Here is a 19,470-nt window from a genome sequence, read left to right as displayed (position 1 = left end):
CGTGATCGCCGCCTCCGCCGCCGTCGCCGCCGTCTGGATGCTCGCGGCGGTGGCGGCGCTGCTCGCCGGACGGCCTAGCCTGGCCCGCACCGCGGGGCTCGTGGCCGTCACGCAGGCCGCGGCCACCGCGTGGCCGCAGCTCGCGCCGCCGGCCGTCGCCGCCTGGCTCACCTGCGGCCTGTCCCTGCCCGACGGCGATCTCCGTACCCTGCCCCGCCGTACGATCACCGGGCTGGCCTGGCTCGGCGCGGCGGCCTGGGCGCTCTGGCTGCCGGTGACGACGGCCGGCGTGATCACCGCGACCGCGGCCGGCGCGATGACCGCGCTGGCGGGGGTGCTCGCCCGCTGCCCGCGCGCGCCGGCGCCGCGCCGGCGCACGCTCCAGTGGATCGCGGCCGCCGGTGTCGTCACCGCCGCCGCCGACGTCGTCCTCGTGGCCGTGCACGTGCTGCTCGGCATGCCCGAAGATCTGCTCCCGTGGGCGCTGCTCGCCATGGCCGTGCTCCCGGCGGGGCTCGCCCTCGCGCAGCCGGCCGGCACCGCGCGGCTGGCCGAGCGGGCGCTCGCCGAGGCCGTGGTGATCGCCGGGCTCGCGCTGCTGGTGGTGTCCGTCTACCTGGTCGTGGTCGTCGGCCTGCTCCACTGGCCCGTCGGCCCGGAGCGCGACGTCCTGCTGGCGAGCGTGGTCGCGTCCCTCACCGCTGTGGTGCTCGCCCTGCCCCTGCGCTTCCGCCTCGTGTCGTTCGGCGTGTCGCTGCTCGGCCGCCGGGGGCAGACGCCGGAGGAGGCGCTGTCGTCGTTCGGCGCCCGGATGAGCCGCGCTGTGCCGTTCGACGAGCTGCTGCTCCAGCTCGTGGAGTCGCTGCGCGCCGCGCTCGGGCAGGCGGGGGCCGAGGTGTGGGTCGGCACCGACGGCGTGCTGCACCGCACGGTCAGCGTCCCGGAACGCCCCGCCGACGTCCTCACTCTCTCCGACAACGAACGCCTCGTCGTCGGCCGCACCCGCATCGGCGGCACCGCCTGGCTGTCGGTCTGGATGCCCGCCCTGATCGAGGACCGGGAGGCCCCGATCCGGGTGGCGCCCGCCGCCCACATGGGCGACCTGCTCGGCCTGCTCGTGGTCAGGCGGCCACGGGAGGGCGTGGAGTTCTCCGAAGAGGACGACCGGGTCCTCATCGAGCTGGCCCGCCAGGTCGGGCTGGCGCTGCACAACATGCGGCTGGACTCGGCCCTGCAGGAGTCTCTGGAGGAGCTCCGGCAGCGCAACGAGGAGCTCCAGGCGTCCCGGCTGCGCATCGTCACGGCGGCCGACGCGTCGCGCCGCGCCATCGAGCGCGACCTGCACGACGGAGCACAGCAGCATCTCGTCGCGCTGTCGGTCAAGCTCGGCCTCGCGCGGGAGATCCTCAAGGACGACGTGGCCATGGCCGCCGAGCTCCTGGAGGAGCTGCGCACCGACCTGCAGCAGGCCAACGCCGCCTTCCGCGAGCTGGCCCACGGCATCTACCCGCCGCTGCTGCGCAACCACGGGCTCGGCGAGGCGCTGCGCTCGGTCACCCGGCGGGTGGCCCTGCCGTACCAGGTGGAGGTGGACCTGCCGGAGCGCTATCCCGAGGAGGTCGAGGCGGCCGTCTACTTCTGCTGCCTGGAGGCCATCCAGAACGCGGGCAAGTACGCCGGGCAGGGCGCGTCGGTGGAGGTCCGCATCCGCGTCGAGGACGGCATGCTGAAGTTCAGCGTGGCCGACGACGGCGCGGGCTTCACACCGGGTACGGCACAAGGACACGGGTTCACGAACATGACCGACCGGCTCGGCGCGATCGGCGGACGGCTGTCCGTAGAGTCGGCGCCGGGGGCGGGCACGACGATCAAGGGGGAGGTGCCGGTCCATGGCTGACGGATTCGACGCCGTCGTGGTCGGCTCCGGCCCCAACGGGCTGGTGGCGGCCGTCACGATGGCCGAAGCCGGCCGTCGCGTCCTGCTGCTGGAGGCGGCCGGGACGTTCGGCGGCGGGCTGCGCACCGAGGAGCTGACCCTCCCCGGCTTCCTGCACGACGTGTGCGCGACCGTGCTGCCGCTCGCGCGGGCGTCCCCGGCGCTGCGGGAGATGGACCTGGGCGTCGAGTGGGCGTATCCGGACGTGCAGGCCGCCCACCCGCTGGACAAGAGGCCGGCGGTGCTGGTCCGCCGGTCCCCGGAGGACACCGCGCGGGGCCTCGGCCGGGACGCGGCCGCCTGGCTGGCCACGGTGGGGGCGACCGCTCGCGGCGGCGACCGGCTGGTGGACACGCTGCTCGCGCCGCTGTCCGTGCCGCGCGCGCCGCTGCGGGCCGCCCGCTTCGGCGCGCTCGCCGCCCTGCCCGCCACCGCCTTCGCCCGTACGGCGTTCCGCACGGCGGAGGCGCGCGCGGTGTTCGCGGGGATGGCCGCGCACTCGATGCTCGACCTGCGCGCGCCCATCACGGCCGGGTACGGGCTGATGCTGGCCGGCCTCGCCCACCACGTGGGCTGGCCCGTGGTGCGGGGAGGCTCCCAGCGGCTCGCCGGCGCGCTCGTCCGGCGCCTCGAAGCGCTCGGCGGCGAGGCGCACACCGGGCACACCGTACGGAGCCTCGGGGATGTGCCGCAGGCCGGCTCGATCCTGCTGGACCTCACGCCGCGCCAGGTCCTCGCCGTGGCGGGCGACCGGCTGCCCGCGCTGTACCGGAGGAGGCTGGGCCGCTTCCGTTACGGCCCCGGGGTGTTCAAGCTCGACTGGGCGCTGTCCGGCCCGGTGCCGTGGGCCGATCCGGCCGTGGGTGAGGCCGCGACCGTGCACCTCGGCGGCACCCTGGAGGAGATCGCGCACGGCGAGGCGGAGGTGGCGCGGGGACGCCATCCGGAAAGGCCCTACGTGCTCGTCGTCCAGCCCTGCGTGGCCGACCCGTCCCGCGCCCCCGAGGGCCGGCACGTCCTGTGGGCGTACTGCCACGTGCCGAACGGCTCCACGGCCGACATGACCGAGGTGATCGAGGCGCAGATCGAGCGGTTCGCCCCGGGATTCCGCGACCTCGTACTGGCCCGTGGCGCCATGGACACCGCGGCGATGCAGGCGCACAACGCGAACTACGTGGGCGGCGACATCGGCGGAGGGGCGGGCGACCTGGGCCAGTTCTTCGGCCGTCCGGTCCATTCGCCGGCTCCCTGGGCGACCCCGGTGCCCGGCCTCTACATCTGCTCGGCCAGCACCCCGCCGGGCCCGGGGGTGCACGGCATGGGCGGCCGCGAGGCGGCCCGCCTGGCGCTCAGACGGGAAGCCCGCGCAGCATGGCGGGCGTGAGGTCGTCCTTCCGTATGTAGGCGAGCGCCCCGCAGGTGACCGCGTCGGGTGGCAGGTCGTCCACCGCGTACGTGGACACCAGCACGATCTTCGCGCCGGGGGCCTCCGCCAGGATGCGCCGGGTCGCCTCGATCCCGCTCATCCCGGGCAGATTGATGTCCATCAGGATCATGGTGGGCAGGGTGCCGAGCGCCAGGTCCAGGGCGTCCTCACCCGTCTCGGCCTCACCCACCACGCGCCACCCCGGCAGCAGCCGGATCAGCGCCCGTGCCACCGACCTGAACGGCGCCTGGTCGTCCACGATGAGCACGTCGACCCCTGTCATGTTCCCAGCCTCCCCGAAGGGCGCCGCCGGCCCAAGGGCGCGGCCACCACAATCAGCGGGTGCTAGCACCACCGTGCTCGGCCAGGTACATCAGCACCGCCATCACCCGCCGGTTCACGTCGGGCTCCGCGCCCAGCCCGAGCTTGGCGAACAGCGCGTTGATGTGCTTCTCCACGGCCCGCTCGGTGAGGAACAGCGCGGCCCCGACGGCGGCGTTGCTCTTGCCCTGCGCGATCTCGCCGAGCACGTCGCGCTCGCGCGCGGTCAGATGGGCGAGCCGCGACGACCGCGCGTGGACGCTGTCGGCCACCAGCGCCTCCACCACGGCGGGGTCGATGACCGAGCCGCCCCTGGCGACCGTCCTGACCGCCTCGATCAGCTCACGCGGGTCGCTCACCCGCTCCTTCAGCAGGTAGGCCCGGCCGCTGCTGCCTCCGGCCAGCAGCGGCGTCGCGTACGCGGGCTCGGCGTACTGCGACAGCACCACGACGCCGACGCGCGGATGGGTGGCTCGCAGCCTGATGGCGGCCTGGATGCCCTCGTCGGACGCCGTCGGCGGCATCCGGATGTCGGTCACGACCACGTCGGGATCGTGCTGGCCGACCGCGGCGAGCAGCTCGGGGAGGTCGGCGCACGTCGCCGCCACCTCCAGATCGGGCTGCAGGTCCAGGACCCGGCGAACGCCTTCGCGCACGAGCAGCGAGTCGTCAGCGATCACGATTCTGATGGGCACCGGGCCCCTCCATGCGCAGCCACGTCAGCACCGCGAGGACGCGGCGGTTGTCGTCGGGGGTCTGGTTGAGGTCCAGCTTGTTCAGCACCGCCGCGATGTGCGCCTCGACCGTCTTCGCGCCGAGGAACAGCGTCCTCGCGATCGCCGCGTTGGACCTGCCCTCGGCCATCAGCCGCAGCACGTCGCGCTCGCGTGAGGTCAGCCGGTCGGCGAGCGATTCGGCGTGCCGCAGCTGGAACAGCATGCTGACGATCTCGGGGTCGATGGCGACGCCGCCGGACGCCACCCGCTCCAGCGCGTCCCGCAGGGCGTTCGCGTCGTCCACCCGGTCCTTCAGCAGATAGCCGACGCCGCGCGGGCTCGACTCGAGCAGCCGCGCGGCGTAGGCGCCCTCCGCGTACGTGGACAGGACCAGCACGCCGAGGGCGGGGAACCGCTTCTTCAGGTCTATCGCCGCCACCAGCCCCTCGTCGGTGAACGTGGGGGGCATCCGCACGTCGAGGATGGCGGCGTCCGCCGGATGCAGGTCGAGCAGTGAGGCCAGCTCCGCGGTGTCCCCGGCCTGCGCCACGACGGTCACCCCGACGTGGTCGAGCAGGAGGGCCAGGCCCTTGCGGAACAAGGCCGAGTCATCACAGATCACCACCCGCATGGCAGCCAGTGTGACAGGTTCAGACGTTCGCCGAGACGGCCAGTGTGTACCCCTGGCGGCAGGTGTCGCCGAATGTCTTGCTGTCGCATCCTTTGACCCAGAAGGTGTAGGTCGAGGCGTAGCCGTTGCTGTTGGTCACGTTGCTGGGCGCCCGGTGGGTCACCTTGCCGCTGGTGCGCGATCCGGTGGTCACTCGGTACGTCGGGTAGCTGAGGGCCATGCCGCCCAGGTCGCCGGCCGGGTCGGCCTTCCAGTAGACCCGGAAGTAGTCGTAGTTGAAGGGCGTGGTCGGCCCCCACCGGAAGACCGCCTTGCCGTTCACCGCGTACGCGGCGACGATCATCTTCGATCCCTGGTCGGGCGACCAGGCGATCTGTCCGCCCGCGAAGCGCTGCTTGCGGCCGTTCTGGTTCGGCAGGCTGTACTCGGCGGACGTGGGGCATCCGAAGACCCCGCCCGCACCGCCCATCGAGCTCCAGTAGTCGCCGATCAGCCCGTACGGCTGGATCTTGCAGGCGGAGGCGTGCGCCGGGGAGGTCGCGGGCAGCAGGGTCGCGAGGGTGGCTGCGCCGAGGACGAGGGCGCTGGTCATACGGTTCATCGTGGGCTCCTTGAGGATGTTTTCGATGGCTCCACGATGCGGCCGGGGAGGGGGCCGCCACATCGTGGCGACCCCTCTGCCGGGCTCAGGGTTATCCCTGTAAGGCGGTTCCCTGGTCGCGAGCCGGCAGGTGTAGCGGCGCCGTCGCGGGGCAGCCGGGAAGTCCCCGAGTAGAAAGGTGACGGCAGTGAGCACCACTGGGAACACCACCGGAGAGCAGGACGTCGTCGATCTGCTGCTCGCGCAGCACGACCAGATCAAGGCCATGTTCGCGGACGTCGCCATCGCGCGGGGCGACCGCAAGCGCGAGCTGTTCAACGACCTCGTGCGGCTCCTGGCCGTGCACGAGAGCGCGGAGGAGCAGGTCGTGCACCCGGCTGCACGGTCGAAGGCGGGCGACGAGGTCGTCGAGGCCCGGCTGCACGAGGAGGACGAGGCGAAGCACGCCCTGTCCGAGCTGTACGACCTCGGCGTGGACCACGCGGACTTCGACCTCGAGCTGGCCACCCTGGCGAAGGCCGTCCTGGAGCACGCCACGCACGAGGAGCAGGAGGAGTTCCCCCGGCTGCGCCAGGAGACGTCCCCGGAACGGCTACGCCGGATGGCCGGTGCCGTACGGGCCGCCGAGGCGATCTCGCCGACCCGGCCGCACCCCGGCGCCGGTGAGTCCGCGACCGCGAACATGCTGGTCGGCCCGCCGGTCGCGGTGTTCGACAAGATCCGTGACGCCGTCCGCGACTGGCGCCAGTCGCACAGCGACTGAGCCGGATCGAGGCGCCGCCGGGGCGGGGCGTCGCCGCCTCGCCCCGGCGCCTCAGCTGATGTGCCGCCGGGCGGTCGAGCGTGACCGGGCCTCCTCCAGGCTCGCCAGGCGCACCTCGACCGACACGCGGATCGGTCACGAGCGCCCGGGGCCCGGTTCCACGTCCAGTGACCTGAGGGCCGCCTCGACCTCCGGCGGGAGCCCGCGGCGGCGCCACAGCGCCTTCGGCAGCCGCGTGACCGCTTCGCCCAGGGCCCGCCATCCCGGGGGGCCGCCGCGGGCGGCGGCCAGCGCGGCCCGTCCCACGACCGGCCACGGCCTGCGCAGGACGGCGGTGAGCAGCCGGTTGCGGCTCGCGAGCACCCGCCGCCGGCCGCTGACGCGTGCGGCCGAAGGATGGTGATGGGCGACGACGTCCGCGACGTAGGAAAGCCCCCAGCCCGCCGACGCCAGGTCCAGCGCCAGGCGCTCCTCCTCGCCGAAGAAGAACACCACGTCGTCGAAGCCGCCGGCGGCCAGGTAGGCGTCCCTGCGCACCACCGCGCCGCACGCGAGGAACCCCAGGACGCTCGGGCCGGGCAGATCGGGCTCCGTTTTGAGCGGGGAGCGGGCCATGGCCGCGCAGATCGGGTCGGGCCTCTCCTCGGGGCCCACGAGGATGTGGGCCGCCAGCAACGCCAGGCGGGGATGGGCGTCCAGCACGCCGGCGGCGCGGTCCAGGGCGCCGGGTGCCCACCAGGAGTCGTCGTCCGCGAAGGCGACGTACGGTGTCGTGGCGAGCCGCGCGCCGACGTTGCGGGCCGTGGCGCCGAGGTTCCTTCCCAGCTCGACCAGCCGGACATGCGGGAACCTGTCGCGTACGAACGCGGCGCTGCCGTCGGCGGAGCCGTTGTCGACCACGATCACGGGCCCCTCGTGGCGCGGCAGCGACGACTCCAGGTCGCTGTGACGGTTCCGGGTGGCCACCACCACCGTCACCCGCGGCGGCCGCGCCGCATCCTGGCCGTCCTCCAGTGCGCCCCGTGGTGTCTCATGCATCCGACCTCACATCTGACGACGCGATGTGATCACCAGCCGCCTTCTCCCCTTGCGCGTGGCCTGAAACCAGCAGCCCCTGACGGGGCGAGCGTTCGGAGCCGACAGAGGATTTGTCTCCGGTCGCGGGGCGAGGGAACCGCGGCCCGGCCCTCGCAACGTGGAGATCTCCCTTGGGCCAAGTCGTACGTGAGGCCGGAGGGGGCGCCGCCGCACTCATCCTGTGTGAGTCGGCCGCCGCATCCGGCCGGGCGCCGTACCGGTGAGGGCGCCCACCTCCCGGCGGGTCCTGGCGGCCGCCTCCAGGTTCCCCGCGGCGGAATAGGCCTCCGCGAGGCTTCCCAGCGCGCCGGCGAGGAAATCCTGCCAGCCTCTGGTGCGCCAGAGCCTGACCGACTCCTCCAGATTGATGATCGCCTCGTCGATCTTTCCCTCCGCCATGTCCACGTCGCCGAGCACCCACAGCGCGTCGGCCCTGTGGTGGGCCAGGCGATGCGAACGGCTCAGGGCCTCGGCCGCCTCCGCGGCGGCCCTGGCCCGGGGGTCGCGGGCCACGGCGTACAGCTTGGCCAGCGCCACCAGGCCCATCGCCTCCAGCAGCGGGTCGCGGAACTGCCGGTAGATCGCCAGGGCCCGGACCAGGTACCCCAGGCCGGCCTCGAACTCCCGGGCATGGGCGTGCGCGAGCCCGAGGAACTGCAACGCGGTGGCCTCGAAACGCGGGTTGCCCAGCTTCTCGGCCAGCTCCAGGCCGCTCAGGAGATGGCTGATCGCCATCCTGATGTCCTTGGTCCCGTAGGTCACCGCCATGCACACGTGCGCCCTCGCCTGGCCTCCCAGGTGACCGCTGCCCTCCGCGAGGCTCAGCGCGATCTTCCCCGACCGGAGGCCCTGGGCCATGTCCCCCTTGGCCGCCTCGCCCCAGGCCCGCAGCACGTAGGCGTCGGACAGCCCGCGCTCCTCGCCCAGCTCGGTGAACATCGCGATCAGCCGCTCGGCCCCGTCGTACTGCGCGGCCATGGCCTCGCCGCCGGTCTCCATCCACGTTGTGGCGTGCATGAGCCCGCGCAGGATCATCGCCTCACCGAGTTTGTCGCCCTTCGCACGGCACGCCTCCAGGACGCGTTCATGGAGGGCGCGCCAGTCGTCGAACTGCCCGCACACGTCGAAGTAACGTTCCAGACAGCAGGCCGTGTCCCACGCGACCTCCGCCAGGCCCAGGGAGCAGGCCTGGCGGATGGACGCGACCAGCGCCGGCCGTTCGGTGTCGAACCAGGCCATCGGGTCCTGCTCGGCCGGCTCCTCCCAAGGGGCGTCGTCGGGGGAGCTCCAGCGGGGGGCGGCGCCGTGGATGATCGCGGACGACGTGCCCGGCACCCGCTCAGTGGCACGTTCCGCCAGCGCGAGCCAGCCCCCGAAGGCCCTGCTCAGGGCGGCCGCCACGGTCTCCGGTTCGTCTTCCAGCTCGCTGCGCTCGCGGGCGTACAGGCGGACGAGATCGTGGAACCGGTAGCGTGGCCGGCCCGCCGGATCGGCCCCGCTGATCAGCACCAGCTGGGTGTCCACCAGGGCCTCGACCAGCTCCTCGCCCGCCGCCACGGGCAGGTCGAGCAGCGCCCCGGCCACCCAGCCGGCGAAGTCGGGCACGTCAAGCGAGCCGAGCAGCCGGAACGCCCTGCGTGTGGTGTGGTCGAGCCCCACGTAGCTGAGGGCCAGGCTGGCCCGGACGGCGAGGTCGCCGGTGGCGAACTGGTCGAGCCTCCGCCGCTCGTCGGTGAGCTGCCCGGCCAGGCGGCTCAGCGGCCAGTGCGGCCGGGCGGCGAGGCGGGCTCCCGCCACCCTGACCGCGAGCGGGATGCGGTCGGACAGCCGGACGATCTCCTCCGCCGCCTTCGGCTCCGCGGCCACCCTGCCGGCCCCCGCTATCGCGGACAGCAGCCGCACGGCCTGCTCGGGCGGGAGCACGGACAGCTCGATCGCGGTCGCGCCGGACAGCCCGGTCAGCCGGTTCCTGCTGGTGATGATGACGGCGCAGCCGGAAGTGCCGGGAAGCAGCGGGCGGACCTGCTGCTCGGAGGCGGCGTTGTCGAGCACGACGAGCATCCGGCGTCCCGCCAGCCGGCTGCGGAAGTACGCGGCCCGCTCCTCCGTGCTCTCCGGCAGGACGGAGCGCGGCACGCCGAGCGCGGTGAGGAACGCCGCGAGCACCTGGCCGGGGTCCGCGGGGGACGCCTCCGCGCCGTGCAGGTTCGTGTGGAGCTGCCCGTCGGGATAGTGCCGCGCGATCCGATGGGCGGCGTGGACGGCCAGCGTCGTCTTGCCGACCCCGCCCATCCCCGTGATCACGCAGACGCCGACCGGCCCGGGGCCTGGAGGCGGCTCCTTCCCGAGGAGGTCGGTCAGCTCGCCGAGCTGGTCCTCCCTGCCGGTGAAGTCGGAGATGTCGGCCGGGAGCTGGGCGGGGGACAGGTCCCCCGACGGGGCGGTGGAGGAGTCGACGGGGAGCGTACCGGTGAGGATGGCCTGGTGCAGGTGGCGGAGCTCGGCGCCGGGGTCCAGGCCCAGCTCGGCGGCGAACACCCGGCGGGCGTCCTGATAGGTGGCCAGCGCCTCGGCCTGGCGTCCCGACTTGGCCAGCGCGAGCATGAGCTGCATGCGCGGCCGCTCCCTCAGCGGATGCTCGGCGACGAGCCCGCCGAGCTCGGCGACGAGGGCGGTATGCATCCCGCGCGCCAGATCGGCCTCGATCCGGCTCTCCAGCGCGGTCAGGCGCTCCTCCTCCAGGCGGTGCGCGTGGTCGCGCAGCGCGGGGGTGAGGTTGAGTCCCGCGTACGCCGGGCCGCGCCACAGCTCCAGAGACTGCCCGAGCAGCGCGGAGGCCCGTTCGTGGTCGCCGGCGGCCAGGGCGGTCCTCCCCAGCTCCGCCAGGGTCTGGAACCGGTCGGCGTCCAGCTCGCCCGGCCGGATGGACAGCACGTAGCCGGTGCTGGTGCGCTCGATGCGGTCCTGGCCCAGCGTCCTGCGCAGCTGGTGCACGTAGAGCCGGAGGTTGTCGGTGGCGGTGCGCGGCGGAGCCTGCGCCCACAGGGCCTCGATCAGCGTGGGGGAGGAGACGGCGCGGCCCGCCTGGCAGATCAGTTCGGCCAGCAGGGTGCGCTGCTTGCCCGCGCCGAGCGGCAGGGGACGGGCGTCGGCCGAGACGTGAAGCGGCCCCAGGACGGCAAACTCCATCGCGCTCCCTGGAGCAGAACCATCGTGCACAAAGTAGAACAAGCCGCTTTAATGTGCCCGATGCTTTGCCTGCCGTCAACTCGTTAGTCGAGCCCCGGCACGCCGCACCGGCGGGAGCCGTGGTGACGGCTCCCGCCGGCGCGGGTTCGGCGGTTCGGTGAGGGCCGGTCAGCCCAGGTAGCGCACCGCGAGGTAGTACTTGTAGGCGATGCCCCGGCAGGTCCCCTTCCAGAAGTAGTGCGAGCACACGCCGTAGTAGAGGACGTAGTAGAAGATCTCGTCCACCTGCGACTTGCTGGAGAAGTACCCCATGTTCCGCAGGGCCAGCCCGTAGTCGTGCATCATGCACGCCTGCCGGAAGTCGTACCCGAGCGGCTTGTCAGGGGCCTTGGTGCAGTAGTCGTAGTTCACGCCGCGGACCCACCAGCCGGCCGGGGTCTTCTTCCAGTGGACGAAGCGCCAGCTGCCGTGGTACCAGGCGTAGCTGACCCCACAGTGGTTGAACGCGAAGTCCCAGAAGTTCGTGCACCAGTACCACTTCTTGCCGTCCAGGTCCGCGTTGGACGTGGGCGACTGCGCGGCGTAGTCGTACGCGTTGGCGCTCCCGCCCTCCACCGGGTCGGTCTGGAGGAACCGTCCCAGCTTGGGCTGGTAGAGCCGGACGCCCATGAGCATGGTGCCGTCAGGGGTGTCGGCGGCCCGCTCGGCCGCGCCGTGCCAGCCGTACCTCGTCGAGGGCTGGCCCGCCCGGGGATTGCCGAACTCGTCGTAGTCCAGCGCCAGCGGCACCCCGCCGACGACGGTGAACACCACGTTGATGTCGTCGTGCAGGTTGGTGAGCTGCAGCCGGACGTCTCCGGTGGCCGACGTGACCGCCGCCAATCCGCCCGAGATCGAGTGGACGTTCCTGGTCACGGCGCCCGAGGCGGCGTCCTCCACGACCCACGCCGGCGTGTCGTCGTCGGCGTCGAAGTGCTCGATCCGCTTGCCGGCGCCGGTCCAGGCGCCGTTCGCCTGCTGCTCCAGCAGGGTGGTGTTGCGGCGCAGCTGCGGGTCGAGCGTGTAGGACTGCCGCGACGTTCCGGAGGTCATCGACTTGACCAGGTCGGTGTTGTAGTAGTCCACCGCCAGCCCCGCGGGGGTGGCCGTGGTGCGGCCGTAGGCGTCGTACACGTACCCGGAGTCGGCCAGCCGGTCTCCTCCGTCGTAGGTGTGCCGCTCGGTGACGGCGCCGGAGCCGTCACACCCGCTGCTGGTCACCGACGTCCGGTTGGAGTTCGCGTCGTACCCGTAGGCACGCCGCGCGCAGGTCCCGCTCACGGTGTCGTCCACCGAGGTGAGCCTGCCCGTCTTGTCGTAGCCGATCCGCTGGGACGACAGCCCGTTGTGCGTGACCTGCTGGCCGTTGATCGACCACGTCACGGAGTCGTCGAGCAGCTTCACGCCGGCGGCGTTCTGGTAGCCGCGCCAGGTCGGCGCGCCTGAGGGATCCCTGACGACGTTGTAGGAGACGCCTCCCGGAAGGTTCTCGTGGACGACGGAGCCGTCGAGGTCGTAGGTGGCGGTGAACGTGCCCGCGACCGAGTCGGTCATCGAGGTGAGCACGCCCCGGGGGTCGGCCGCCGTGTCGTAGACGTAGGTCACCGTGGACGGCGCGCCGTCCGTCTTCTTGACGACCCGGTCGAGCGCGTCGTACTCCACCCTGGTCGTCCCGCCGTCGGCGTCGGTGTAGGACACCTGGCGGCCCAGCGCGTCGTACTCCCGGGTGATCACGGTTCCGTTGGACGCGGTGGTCTTCACGGTGCGTCCCGCCGCGTCGTAGGTCGTCGACACCGTGGGCACCGCCGTGCCCAGGCCGCCGGTGACCGCGCTCTCCACGACCTGGCCTGCGGCGTCGTACTTGGTGGAGGTGGTCCTGGTGACTCCGTTCGCGGTCTCCGTCACGGCGGCGACGCGGCCGCCGGCCTCGTAGGTGTAGACCTTGGAGACCAGCTCGGACGGGTTGGAACCGCCGTCGGAGATGGCCTTCTTCGCCTTCGTACGGCAGAGCAGCCCCGCCCACTCGGGCTTGCCGCCGCAGGTCCCGGTGCCGTCGGCGGCGTAGTACTCGCTGGTCGTCGTGCCCGCGTCGTCACCCGACGACTTGGGCATGGTGGAGCTGATCACCCTTCCTTCGGTGTCGTAGCCGGTCGTCTTGGTGATCGCCAGGCCGCCGGGGTCGTCGACGGTCTTGGTGACGTTGCCGGTGGCCCAGTCGTAGTACTTCTTGCTCACCCTGAGGTCGGCGTCCGCCGCCCCGCCGGGCACCCAGGCGCCCACCGTGGCCGTGGTGACCAGGTTCGACACCTTGGCGTCCGCCGGCCGGTCCTCGTCGAAGTCGTTGACCGTGTGCCTCCTGGCGGCGGTCTGGGCGCCGCCGACGGTGACCAGGTGCAGCGGCCCGAACTCGGACTGCACGCGCTGCCCGTCGGCGCTGTAGAGGGTCTCCTCGGACAGCAGTCGCGCCCGCTGCGCCGTCGGGGTGGTGGCGAGGCCGAGCAGGGTCAGGTCGCCCGCCGCGTTCGGCCCCTGGCCCAGGGCCAGCGCCCGGTTGCCCGCCGACAGCGAGAGCACGGTGTTGCCCTGCGCGTCGTACTGGCTCGTGGACAGGCCGCCGCCCGGCTCCGCGCGGTTGACCTCCTGGGCCGACGCGTTGAGATAGGTGATCGTGGCACGGCCGTAGTCGGACCCGGCCAGGCCGCCGCGGCCGGTGTGGTTCGCGGGCACCTGGTCGGCCGGGAAGATCGCGGTCGCGTCGGCGGGCGCGTCGTTCTGGCCCCACGCCGCCGTGTTCGCCACCGCCAGGTTGTACGGCGCGCCGCTTCCGCTGACCGGGACGTCGTACACGACCGAGACGGTCGCGGTGCCGTTCGTCTCGCTCATGGTCCCCGGGCGGAGCGTCGGCCGTGAGGCGCTCAGCAGCATCCCGTCGGACGCCGTGTCGGGGTTGCCCGCCTTGCCGTAGGTCAAGGTCCACGGCAGCCCGCCGGGCGGGGAGTACCGGTTCACCCGGCCCCCGAGGTCGTAGTCGTAGCGGGTCTTCACGTCAGGGGCGCTGGGGTTCCACTGCTCGCGAAGGCGTCCCAGGTCGTCGTAGCGGTACTCGGCGAGAGGCTGGGGCGCGCTCGTCCCGCCCTCCCACAGGTTGATCTGCGTGACCTGGCCGGCCACGTCGCCGAGCTGCGCGCCGGCGGTGGTCGTGGTGGCGTAGGTCAGCTTGATCAGCCTGCAGCCCTCGGGCAGGGCGGCGAAGGTGTCGACGTCGCAGTCGGACTGCGACGCGACCGCCCAGGACGGGGCGATGATCTTGAGCGGCCGGGCCAGGGTCTTGCCGTCGGAGCCGGTCACCGACTCCCACACGAAGGTCGTGCTCGCCTTGCCGCTCGCCGGGTAGACGGCACGGACCAGGTACGTCGTCGCCGTCGGCGTCACCTTGGCGAAGACCGTCCGGTCCGCCGAGTTGACATCGGAGAGGGTGTAGCGGTCGGTGGACGAGTCGTAGGTCAGCTTCAGGTTGGCCGCGTCGGGCTGAGGCGTGAAGCTTCCGTCGGCGTTCTTGGTGAACGCCACGGACGAGTCCTCACCGCTGATCTCGACGGAGGTGGCAGAGGTGGGGTGGAGCTGCTCGAAGGTGCCCTGCCCCGACTGGGCGAGCCCGTTCGCGGTCCACTCGGTGCCGAAGATGGCGGCGACGCCCGGCGTCGACGAGCCCTTGCGCGGGTCGCGCGAGGAGAAGGAGCGCATGAGCCCGACGCCGAAGACGTTGACGTCGGTGGCCGCCATCTTGAAGTCGCCGGTGAGCACGTTGACCGAGCCCGGCCCGACCGGCTGGGTGGACGCGCCCTCCGCGTCGCGGTCGACGATCAGTTCGACCGGCTGCGAGGAGGCCGTGCCGGCCGAGGTGGTGAAGTCGGCGCGCACCTCGATGACGCCGTCCTCGGTGAGCGTGTGCGTGGTGTCCCAGACGAGATCGGGGGAGACGCCCGCGGCCAGCGCGACCGGCCAGGTGATCGCCGAGCCGTCCGACTTCTTGCGCACGTCGGCGGCGGGAACCTGGTGCCAGGTGTCGGCCTCGCCGCGCCGGTAGGAGAAGGTGACCGCGGTCAGCCCCGCGCTTCCCGTCGCGGTGAGAACGGTGCGGCGAGCCGTCGACTGCCCGTCCTTCGGCGAGGTGACGGCGGACGTGCCGGCGTCGAAGGCGTACGTCGTGGCGGGGGACAGGTTGCCGGCCTTGTCCTTGACCCACGCCTTGAGGGTGTGCGGGCCGTCGGCGCCGGGGGTCCAGGTGACCGTGTACGGCGAGCCGGTGTTCGCGGCGGACTGCTGGGCGCCGCCGTCGAAGGACCACAGCACGGCCGAGACGTCGGTGCCGGAGGGAGTGATGGTGAACTTGCCCGCCTGGCCGGCGCCCTTCGCCCACTCGCCTTCGGGGTAGTCGGAGGAGGAGACCTCAGGCGCGGCCGGAGGGGCGGCGTCCACGGTGAAGGTGAACCAGCCCGACCACGCGCCGTAGTCGGTGCCGTCGAAGGAGCGGACCCGCCAGTGGTAGGCGGTGTTGGCGAGAGGCGTGCCGGCCTTCCACGACGCGGTCGCGCCGGAGGAGACGTTCGAGACGGAGCCGCCGGTGACCTTGGTCACGTGGTCGGGGGTCCACACCTCGAAGTCGGCCCGCTGGGCCTGCCCGTCCGCGTCGCTGACCTTTGCGGACAGCGTCGGCTGCGGCGCGCTCACCAGGGCCGGGCTGGCGCACGTCGTGCAGGGCGCGATCGCCAGGCCGGCGGGCGTCGCCGGGAGCGTGTTGTAGGTGATGGAGACGTGCGGGTTGTTCTCGAACCGCTTCCAGTAGTAGTTGTCCGTCTCGCTGCCGGCCTTCACCATGAACGTGATCGACGTGCCGCCCGCGTTCACGGTGCTCTGGAGGGGGCTGGTCACGTCCCAGCCGACCCAGGCGGCGGGGCAGCTCGACGCCCCGCCGCTCCCGCTGGACGACCAGCCGTAGGCGACGTTCTTGGCGCCGATGCTCAGGTTGGAGGCGGGCTGGTTGTTCCACGTGGTCGAGGAGGTCACCGCCGCGGTCCTGTGCAGCTCGACGTTCCTGGCCGAGCAGGACCAGGCCCACGTCTCCCTGATGTCGAACGTCGCGGAGATGATGTGCTTGCCCGTGCCCATGCCCGACAGGCTCATGTTGAAGAACGAGCGCCGCTTGTAGCCGCCGGCGTTGCTGGTGCCGGCTGTGGCCTCGTTGGAGGAGTTGTAGTAGGCGCTGTTCGGATAGGCGGAGTCGACGTAGGTCCACCCCGACTTGGCGGCGGTGAAGCTCGGGTCGATGGTCACGGGGTAGACGGTGGCGGGGTCGGCCAGAAGGGCGGCGTCAGGGGTGATCTCGATGGCGCCGCCGGAGAGCTTCACGCCCATCGCGCCGCGCTTGCCCGGCTGGGCGCCGAGAGCCGGGGCGGCGGGGTTGCGCGCCATGGAGGTCTCCGCCGCGGCGTCCCACATCTCCGCTGAGGAGGAGACGAACACGGGGTCGTCCTTGGCGTCCACGACCGTGACGTTGCCGTGCTTGTCGGCCTTGATCTCGCCCTTCTTCAAAGAGGTGGCGAATTTCAGCGCCTTCAGCTTCGGATCGGCGGCCGCCTGCCGCGTCTTGACCACGAGCTTCTCGGCGAATCCGTCCACATCGGCGGTGAGCACCAGGTCGACCCCGGGCAGCACCTCGGGGTAGGTGGCGGTCGCGCCGCTCAGCACCGGCTTGGGCAGGGAGCCGAGCGGCGAACCCAAGTTGAGCTCGGCGCCCTTCCGGGCGGCTCGCACGAGCGGGCCCTCACCGCCGCCGGAGAAGCTGTAGGAAAGCGCGGCCGCCTTCGGCGCCACCGACCCGTCTGGGTTCACGGCCAATGTCGTGTCCGCGGCGGCCCACTCGTCGCCGCGCTTCACCCGTACGGGCCGGTAGCGGTGGTCCTGGGTGACGGTGCCGTCGGGGTTGACGAAGAACTCGTCGGTCTCCGAGGTCAGCGACGCCACCTTGATCCGCTGGCCGCAGGCCGCGGCGGCCAGCTTGGCGGATATCTCCGTCGGCATCTCGGCTGGACAGGCCGCGGCCGCACTCTGGGTCTTGACCGGCACCGGCACCGCTCGCGCGGGAAGCGGCACCAGAACAGGGGTTGTCATCGCCAGGGCGATGAGGGGCGGCAGCGCTCTGAGCCGCCCCGTCTTCTTCGACACCGTCTACCTCCGCCTTACCTGATCGAATAGTCGAGCCCATGTTGATCAGCGGCTGTATAGGTGTCGTATAGATCGCGTTGGCCCCGGTTCGCGGCCGGCTGGCTCTCACCCGCGCAAAGGACCGCCGGCCCTCCTGGGGAGAGCCGGCGGCGCGTCTGCGGTGTTGCCTGCGGTGTTGCCTGCCGTGTTCTACGTGGCCGTGCAGGTCACCTGGGAGGGGACCGCATTGGTGCCGTTCCAGGTGCCGTTGAAGCCGAACGACGTGGACGCGTTGGCGGCGAGGGAGCCGTTCCAGGACAGGTTCGTCGCCGTCACGTCGGCGCCGCTCACGGTGTGCGAGGCGCTCCAGAGCTGGCTGATCGTCTGGCCGTTGGGGAACGTCCACTTGACGGTCCACCCGGTGATGCCGGTCGAGCCGGTGTTTGTCACGGTGACGTTCGCCCCGAAGCCGCCCGGCCACTGGTTGTTGACGGAGTACGCGGCGGTGCAGGCCCTGCCGGAAGGCGACGGCGACGGGCTGGGCGATGGAGACGGTGACGGGCTGGGCGATGGAGACGGCGACGGGCTGGGTGAAGGAGACGGTGACGGGCTGGGTGAAGGTGAAGGCGACGGACTCGGCGATGGCGACGGCGATGGGGAGGGGGACGGGCTCGGGCCGGTTCCTCCGGACTTCTCCGCGGCCCACGTGCTCACCCAGGCGAGCACCGCGTTCCAGTTGATCGCGACCTCGTTCACCGACCAGGCCTCGATGTCGTCCAGGTAGCACTTCTGCGGCCTGCAGCCGCTGAGGCGCGACTGCGCGACGGGGTCCTGCAGGCCGCTGTTGGGGCCGCCGGCCAGCGCTCCGGGCGGCGCGATGGGCAGCGACGAGTTGAGCTGGTTCGCCCAGAAACGGTGGTGGACGTTGCGGGACGGCTTGTCGCCGTAGCCGGTGACATAGGACTGGCCGAGCGGGTTGCGGCCGAACTCGTAGGCCATCGTCTCGAACACGCCCGCGCGGAACCGCTCCTGCTGGGTGAAGTCGTACGCGAGGGCGAGCAGCACGGCGTTGTTGAGGATCAGGTTGTTGGATCCCCAGATGTACCCGCCACCCGGGGGCGCGAAGGGCACCGGGTAGCCCTGGCCGCGCATCGTGGTCAGCAGCGAGTCGGCGGCGCCGACGAACCGGTCCCGCAGGGCCTGGCCGATGGCGGAGGTCCTCCCGTTCGGGACGAGCGCGAGCGTGACGTCGCCGAGGGAGCCGACCTCGGACCACTGCGCGCCCTCGTTGGTGAAGCTCTTGCCGTAGTAGAGGGGCGAGGCGGTCAGGTCGTTCAGGTACGCCTGCTTGCCGGTGGTGACGTACAGCTCGGCCGCGGCCCAGTAGAACTCGTCGGTCACCTTGGTGTCGACGTACGAGCCGCCGCCCTGGTCGTCGCTGCTCGGAGCGATTATCGAGGGGTTGGCCTTCGCCGCGGCGTACGCCTTCTCGGCGGCCGTGAGGCAGCGCCCGGAGAAGGCCGTGTCGATGCCGGTCCAGACGCGGGCGCACTGCGCCGCGGCAGCGGCGAGATTCAGCGTGGCGGCCGTGGTGGGCGCCGACAGCACCCGCTGCTGCGGGTCCTGGTCGGGCCGCATGGGCAGGCCGGTCCAGGCGGCGTCGTGGATCTTGTGGTGGGCCATGCCCGCCAGTGGGCGCCCGTCGGGCACCTGCATCTTCAGCAGGAAGTCGATCTCCCAGCGAGCCTCGTCGAGGATGTCGGGCACGCTGTTCGACCGCTCGGGGATGGCCAGGGTGCCGTCGCCGAACGCCGACAGGCTCGCGCCGGGGGCGAACTTGGCCCGCTCGTAGATGTTGACCAGCTGCCAGGCGGACATGCCGCCGTTGACGACGTACTTGCCCTGGTCACCCGCGTCGTACCAGCCGCCGCGCACGTCGAGCGAGTAGCCACAGCTCGTCCGGCACGGCACGTTGTTGTCGCCCTGGTTCGGCGAGACGTTCAGGTGGCCGGCGGGGCGCGCGTACTGGCTGCCGACGTACTGCGAGCTGATCGCGATGCCGCTGCGCTGGTGGTAGAAGAACGCCAGAGCGTCGAGCGGCAGCTTCTTGAAGGCCGCCGTGCCGATGTCGAAGGGCTGGCTGGACTCGTTTCCCACCGTCAGCACGTAGTTCGTGCCCGAGCCGGTGTACGAGGAGAAGTCGATCTTGTGGACGTTGTCCCCGGACGGCGCGTCCTGCCCGAAGACGGTCGTGGTGCCGCTCGCCACCACGCGGTCGGAGCCGTCGAGCAGGTTCCAGGCCAGCGGCGACCCGCTGCTGCTGATCACCGTCGCCTGCTCGGCCACGCCCGGCACGTACGCGACCTGGTTGACCTTGATGTTCTGGCCGAGCGGCGGGCGGGCGAGGGCCTGGGCCGTTCCCGTCGCGGCCCCGACGGCGAACGACGCCGCGGCGACGGCGAGCGCCACCGACACCGCCGTACGGCGCCCGCGGGCCCGCCTTGGTGTCTCCATGATGAATTACCTCCGAGGATCTGTCTCGTGTCCGCATCATGGAGCCGGTCGCC

11 protein-coding genes are annotated in these 19,470 nt (G+C 72.2%); 3 read left to right on the top strand and 8 right to left on the bottom strand.

The genetic code is table 11. The annotated features are described in order from the left end of the window. Nucleotide 1 precedes the first annotated feature (1 nt). Together AB0B72_RS21350 and AB0B72_RS21345 are read left to right on the top strand one after the other, a co-directional pair. Nucleotides 2-1,897 (top strand): histidine kinase, encoded by a 1,896-nt coding sequence (locus tag AB0B72_RS21350; RefSeq protein ID WP_367740605.1) that lies wholly within the window; start codon nt 2-4, stop codon nt 1,895-1,897. Then, complete coding sequence (locus tag AB0B72_RS21345) at nt 1,890-3,320, top strand: phytoene desaturase family protein (protein WP_367740604.1); 1,431 nt, start codon at nt 1,890-1,892, stop codon at nt 3,318-3,320. Before AB0B72_RS21350 ends, AB0B72_RS21345 begins: the two co-directional genes overlap by 8 nt. Here the strand turns inward: AB0B72_RS21345 and AB0B72_RS21340 are convergent. Genes AB0B72_RS21340 through AB0B72_RS21325 form a run of 4 tightly spaced genes read right to left on the bottom strand, consistent with a single transcriptional unit; the run spans nt 3,286 to nt 5,631 of the window. Next, complete coding sequence (locus tag AB0B72_RS21340; RefSeq protein WP_367740603.1) at nt 3,286-3,645, bottom strand: response regulator transcription factor; 360 nt, start codon at nt 3,643-3,645, stop codon at nt 3,286-3,288. The genes AB0B72_RS21345 and AB0B72_RS21340 overlap by 35 nt on opposite strands. 52 nt (nt 3,646-3,697) lie before the next feature. Then, nucleotides 3,698-4,378 carry a response regulator gene (locus AB0B72_RS21335; RefSeq protein ID WP_367740602.1) on the bottom strand — a complete coding sequence of 227 codons (681 nt, stop codon included), beginning with the start codon at nt 4,376-4,378 and terminating at the stop codon, nt 3,698-3,700. After that, nucleotides 4,353-5,030 carry a LuxR C-terminal-related transcriptional regulator gene (locus AB0B72_RS21330; RefSeq protein WP_367740601.1) on the bottom strand — a complete coding sequence of 226 codons (678 nt, stop codon included), beginning with the start codon at nt 5,028-5,030 and terminating at the stop codon, nt 4,353-4,355. Before AB0B72_RS21330 ends, AB0B72_RS21335 begins: the two co-directional genes overlap by 26 nt. A gap of 19 nt (nt 5,031-5,049) precedes the next feature. Next, nucleotides 5,050-5,631, bottom strand: coding sequence for an LGFP repeat-containing protein (locus AB0B72_RS21325; RefSeq protein ID WP_367740600.1), 582 nt, complete (start codon nt 5,629-5,631; stop codon nt 5,050-5,052). A 187-nt stretch (nt 5,632-5,818) separates the two neighbouring features. On the opposite strand from AB0B72_RS21325, the gene AB0B72_RS21320 reads away from it, so the two are divergent. Next, nucleotides 5,819-6,394, top strand: coding sequence for a hemerythrin domain-containing protein (locus AB0B72_RS21320; RefSeq protein WP_367740599.1), 576 nt, complete (start codon nt 5,819-5,821; stop codon nt 6,392-6,394). 135 nt (nt 6,395-6,529) lie between these two features. On the opposite strand, the gene AB0B72_RS21315 is transcribed toward AB0B72_RS21320, so the two are convergent. The 4 genes from AB0B72_RS21315 to AB0B72_RS21300 all read right to left on the bottom strand — a co-directional run bounded on the left by AB0B72_RS21315 (nt 6,530) and on the right by AB0B72_RS21300 (nt 19,417). Beyond that, entirely contained in the window at nt 6,530-7,432 is a 903-nt protein-coding gene (locus AB0B72_RS21315) for a glycosyltransferase family 2 protein (protein WP_367740598.1), read from the bottom strand. 213 nt (nt 7,433-7,645) lie between these two features. Beyond that, the gene (locus AB0B72_RS21310) at nt 7,646-10,660 is read right to left on the bottom strand and encodes a BTAD domain-containing putative transcriptional regulator (protein WP_367740597.1); all 3,015 of its coding nucleotides are present in this window, start codon (nt 10,658-10,660) and stop codon (nt 7,646-7,648) included. 168 nt (nt 10,661-10,828) lie between these two features. Further along, on the bottom strand, nt 10,829-16,924 hold the full coding sequence (locus AB0B72_RS21305) for a phospholipase A2 (RefSeq protein ID WP_367740596.1): 6,096 nt from the start codon (nt 16,922-16,924) through the stop codon (nt 10,829-10,831). Nucleotides 16,925-17,113: 189 nt separating this feature from the next. After that, a complete protein-coding gene (locus tag AB0B72_RS21300) occupies nt 17,114-19,417 on the bottom strand; it encodes a glycoside hydrolase family 9 protein (protein WP_367740595.1) in 2,304 nt (767 codons plus the stop codon). Between the last annotated feature and the right edge of the window lie 53 nt (nt 19,418-19,470).

It is taken from the genome of Microbispora sp. NPDC049125, assembly GCF_040802045.1.
Classification (GTDB): domain Bacteria; phylum Actinomycetota; class Actinomycetes; order Streptosporangiales; family Streptosporangiaceae; genus Microbispora.
Note: the sequence above shows the minus strand (reverse complement) of the source record. Positions and strands in the feature narration are given on the sequence as shown.

What these genes read in the sequence shown, in the direction of transcription:
- AB0B72_RS21315 (WP_367740598.1), bottom strand. Translation starts at nt 7,432, where the DNA reads ATGCATGAGACACCACGGGGCGCACTGGAGGACGGCCAGGATGCGGCG.
- AB0B72_RS21300 (WP_367740595.1), bottom strand. Translation starts at nt 19,417, where the DNA reads ATGGAGACACCAAGGCGGGCCCGCGGGCGCCGTACGGCGGTGTCGGTG.
- AB0B72_RS21340 (WP_367740603.1), bottom strand. Translation starts at nt 3,645, where the DNA reads ATGACAGGGGTCGACGTGCTCATCGTGGACGACCAGGCGCCGTTCAGG.
- AB0B72_RS21330 (WP_367740601.1), bottom strand. Translation starts at nt 5,030, where the DNA reads ATGCGGGTGGTGATCTGTGATGACTCGGCCTTGTTCCGCAAGGGCCTG.
- AB0B72_RS21345 (WP_367740604.1), top strand. Translation starts at nt 1,890, where the DNA reads ATGGCTGACGGATTCGACGCCGTCGTGGTCGGCTCCGGCCCCAACGGG.
- AB0B72_RS21325 (WP_367740600.1), bottom strand. Translation starts at nt 5,631, where the DNA reads ATGAACCGTATGACCAGCGCCCTCGTCCTCGGCGCAGCCACCCTCGCG.
- AB0B72_RS21310 (WP_367740597.1), bottom strand. Translation starts at nt 10,660, where the DNA reads ATGGAGTTTGCCGTCCTGGGGCCGCTTCACGTCTCGGCCGACGCCCGT.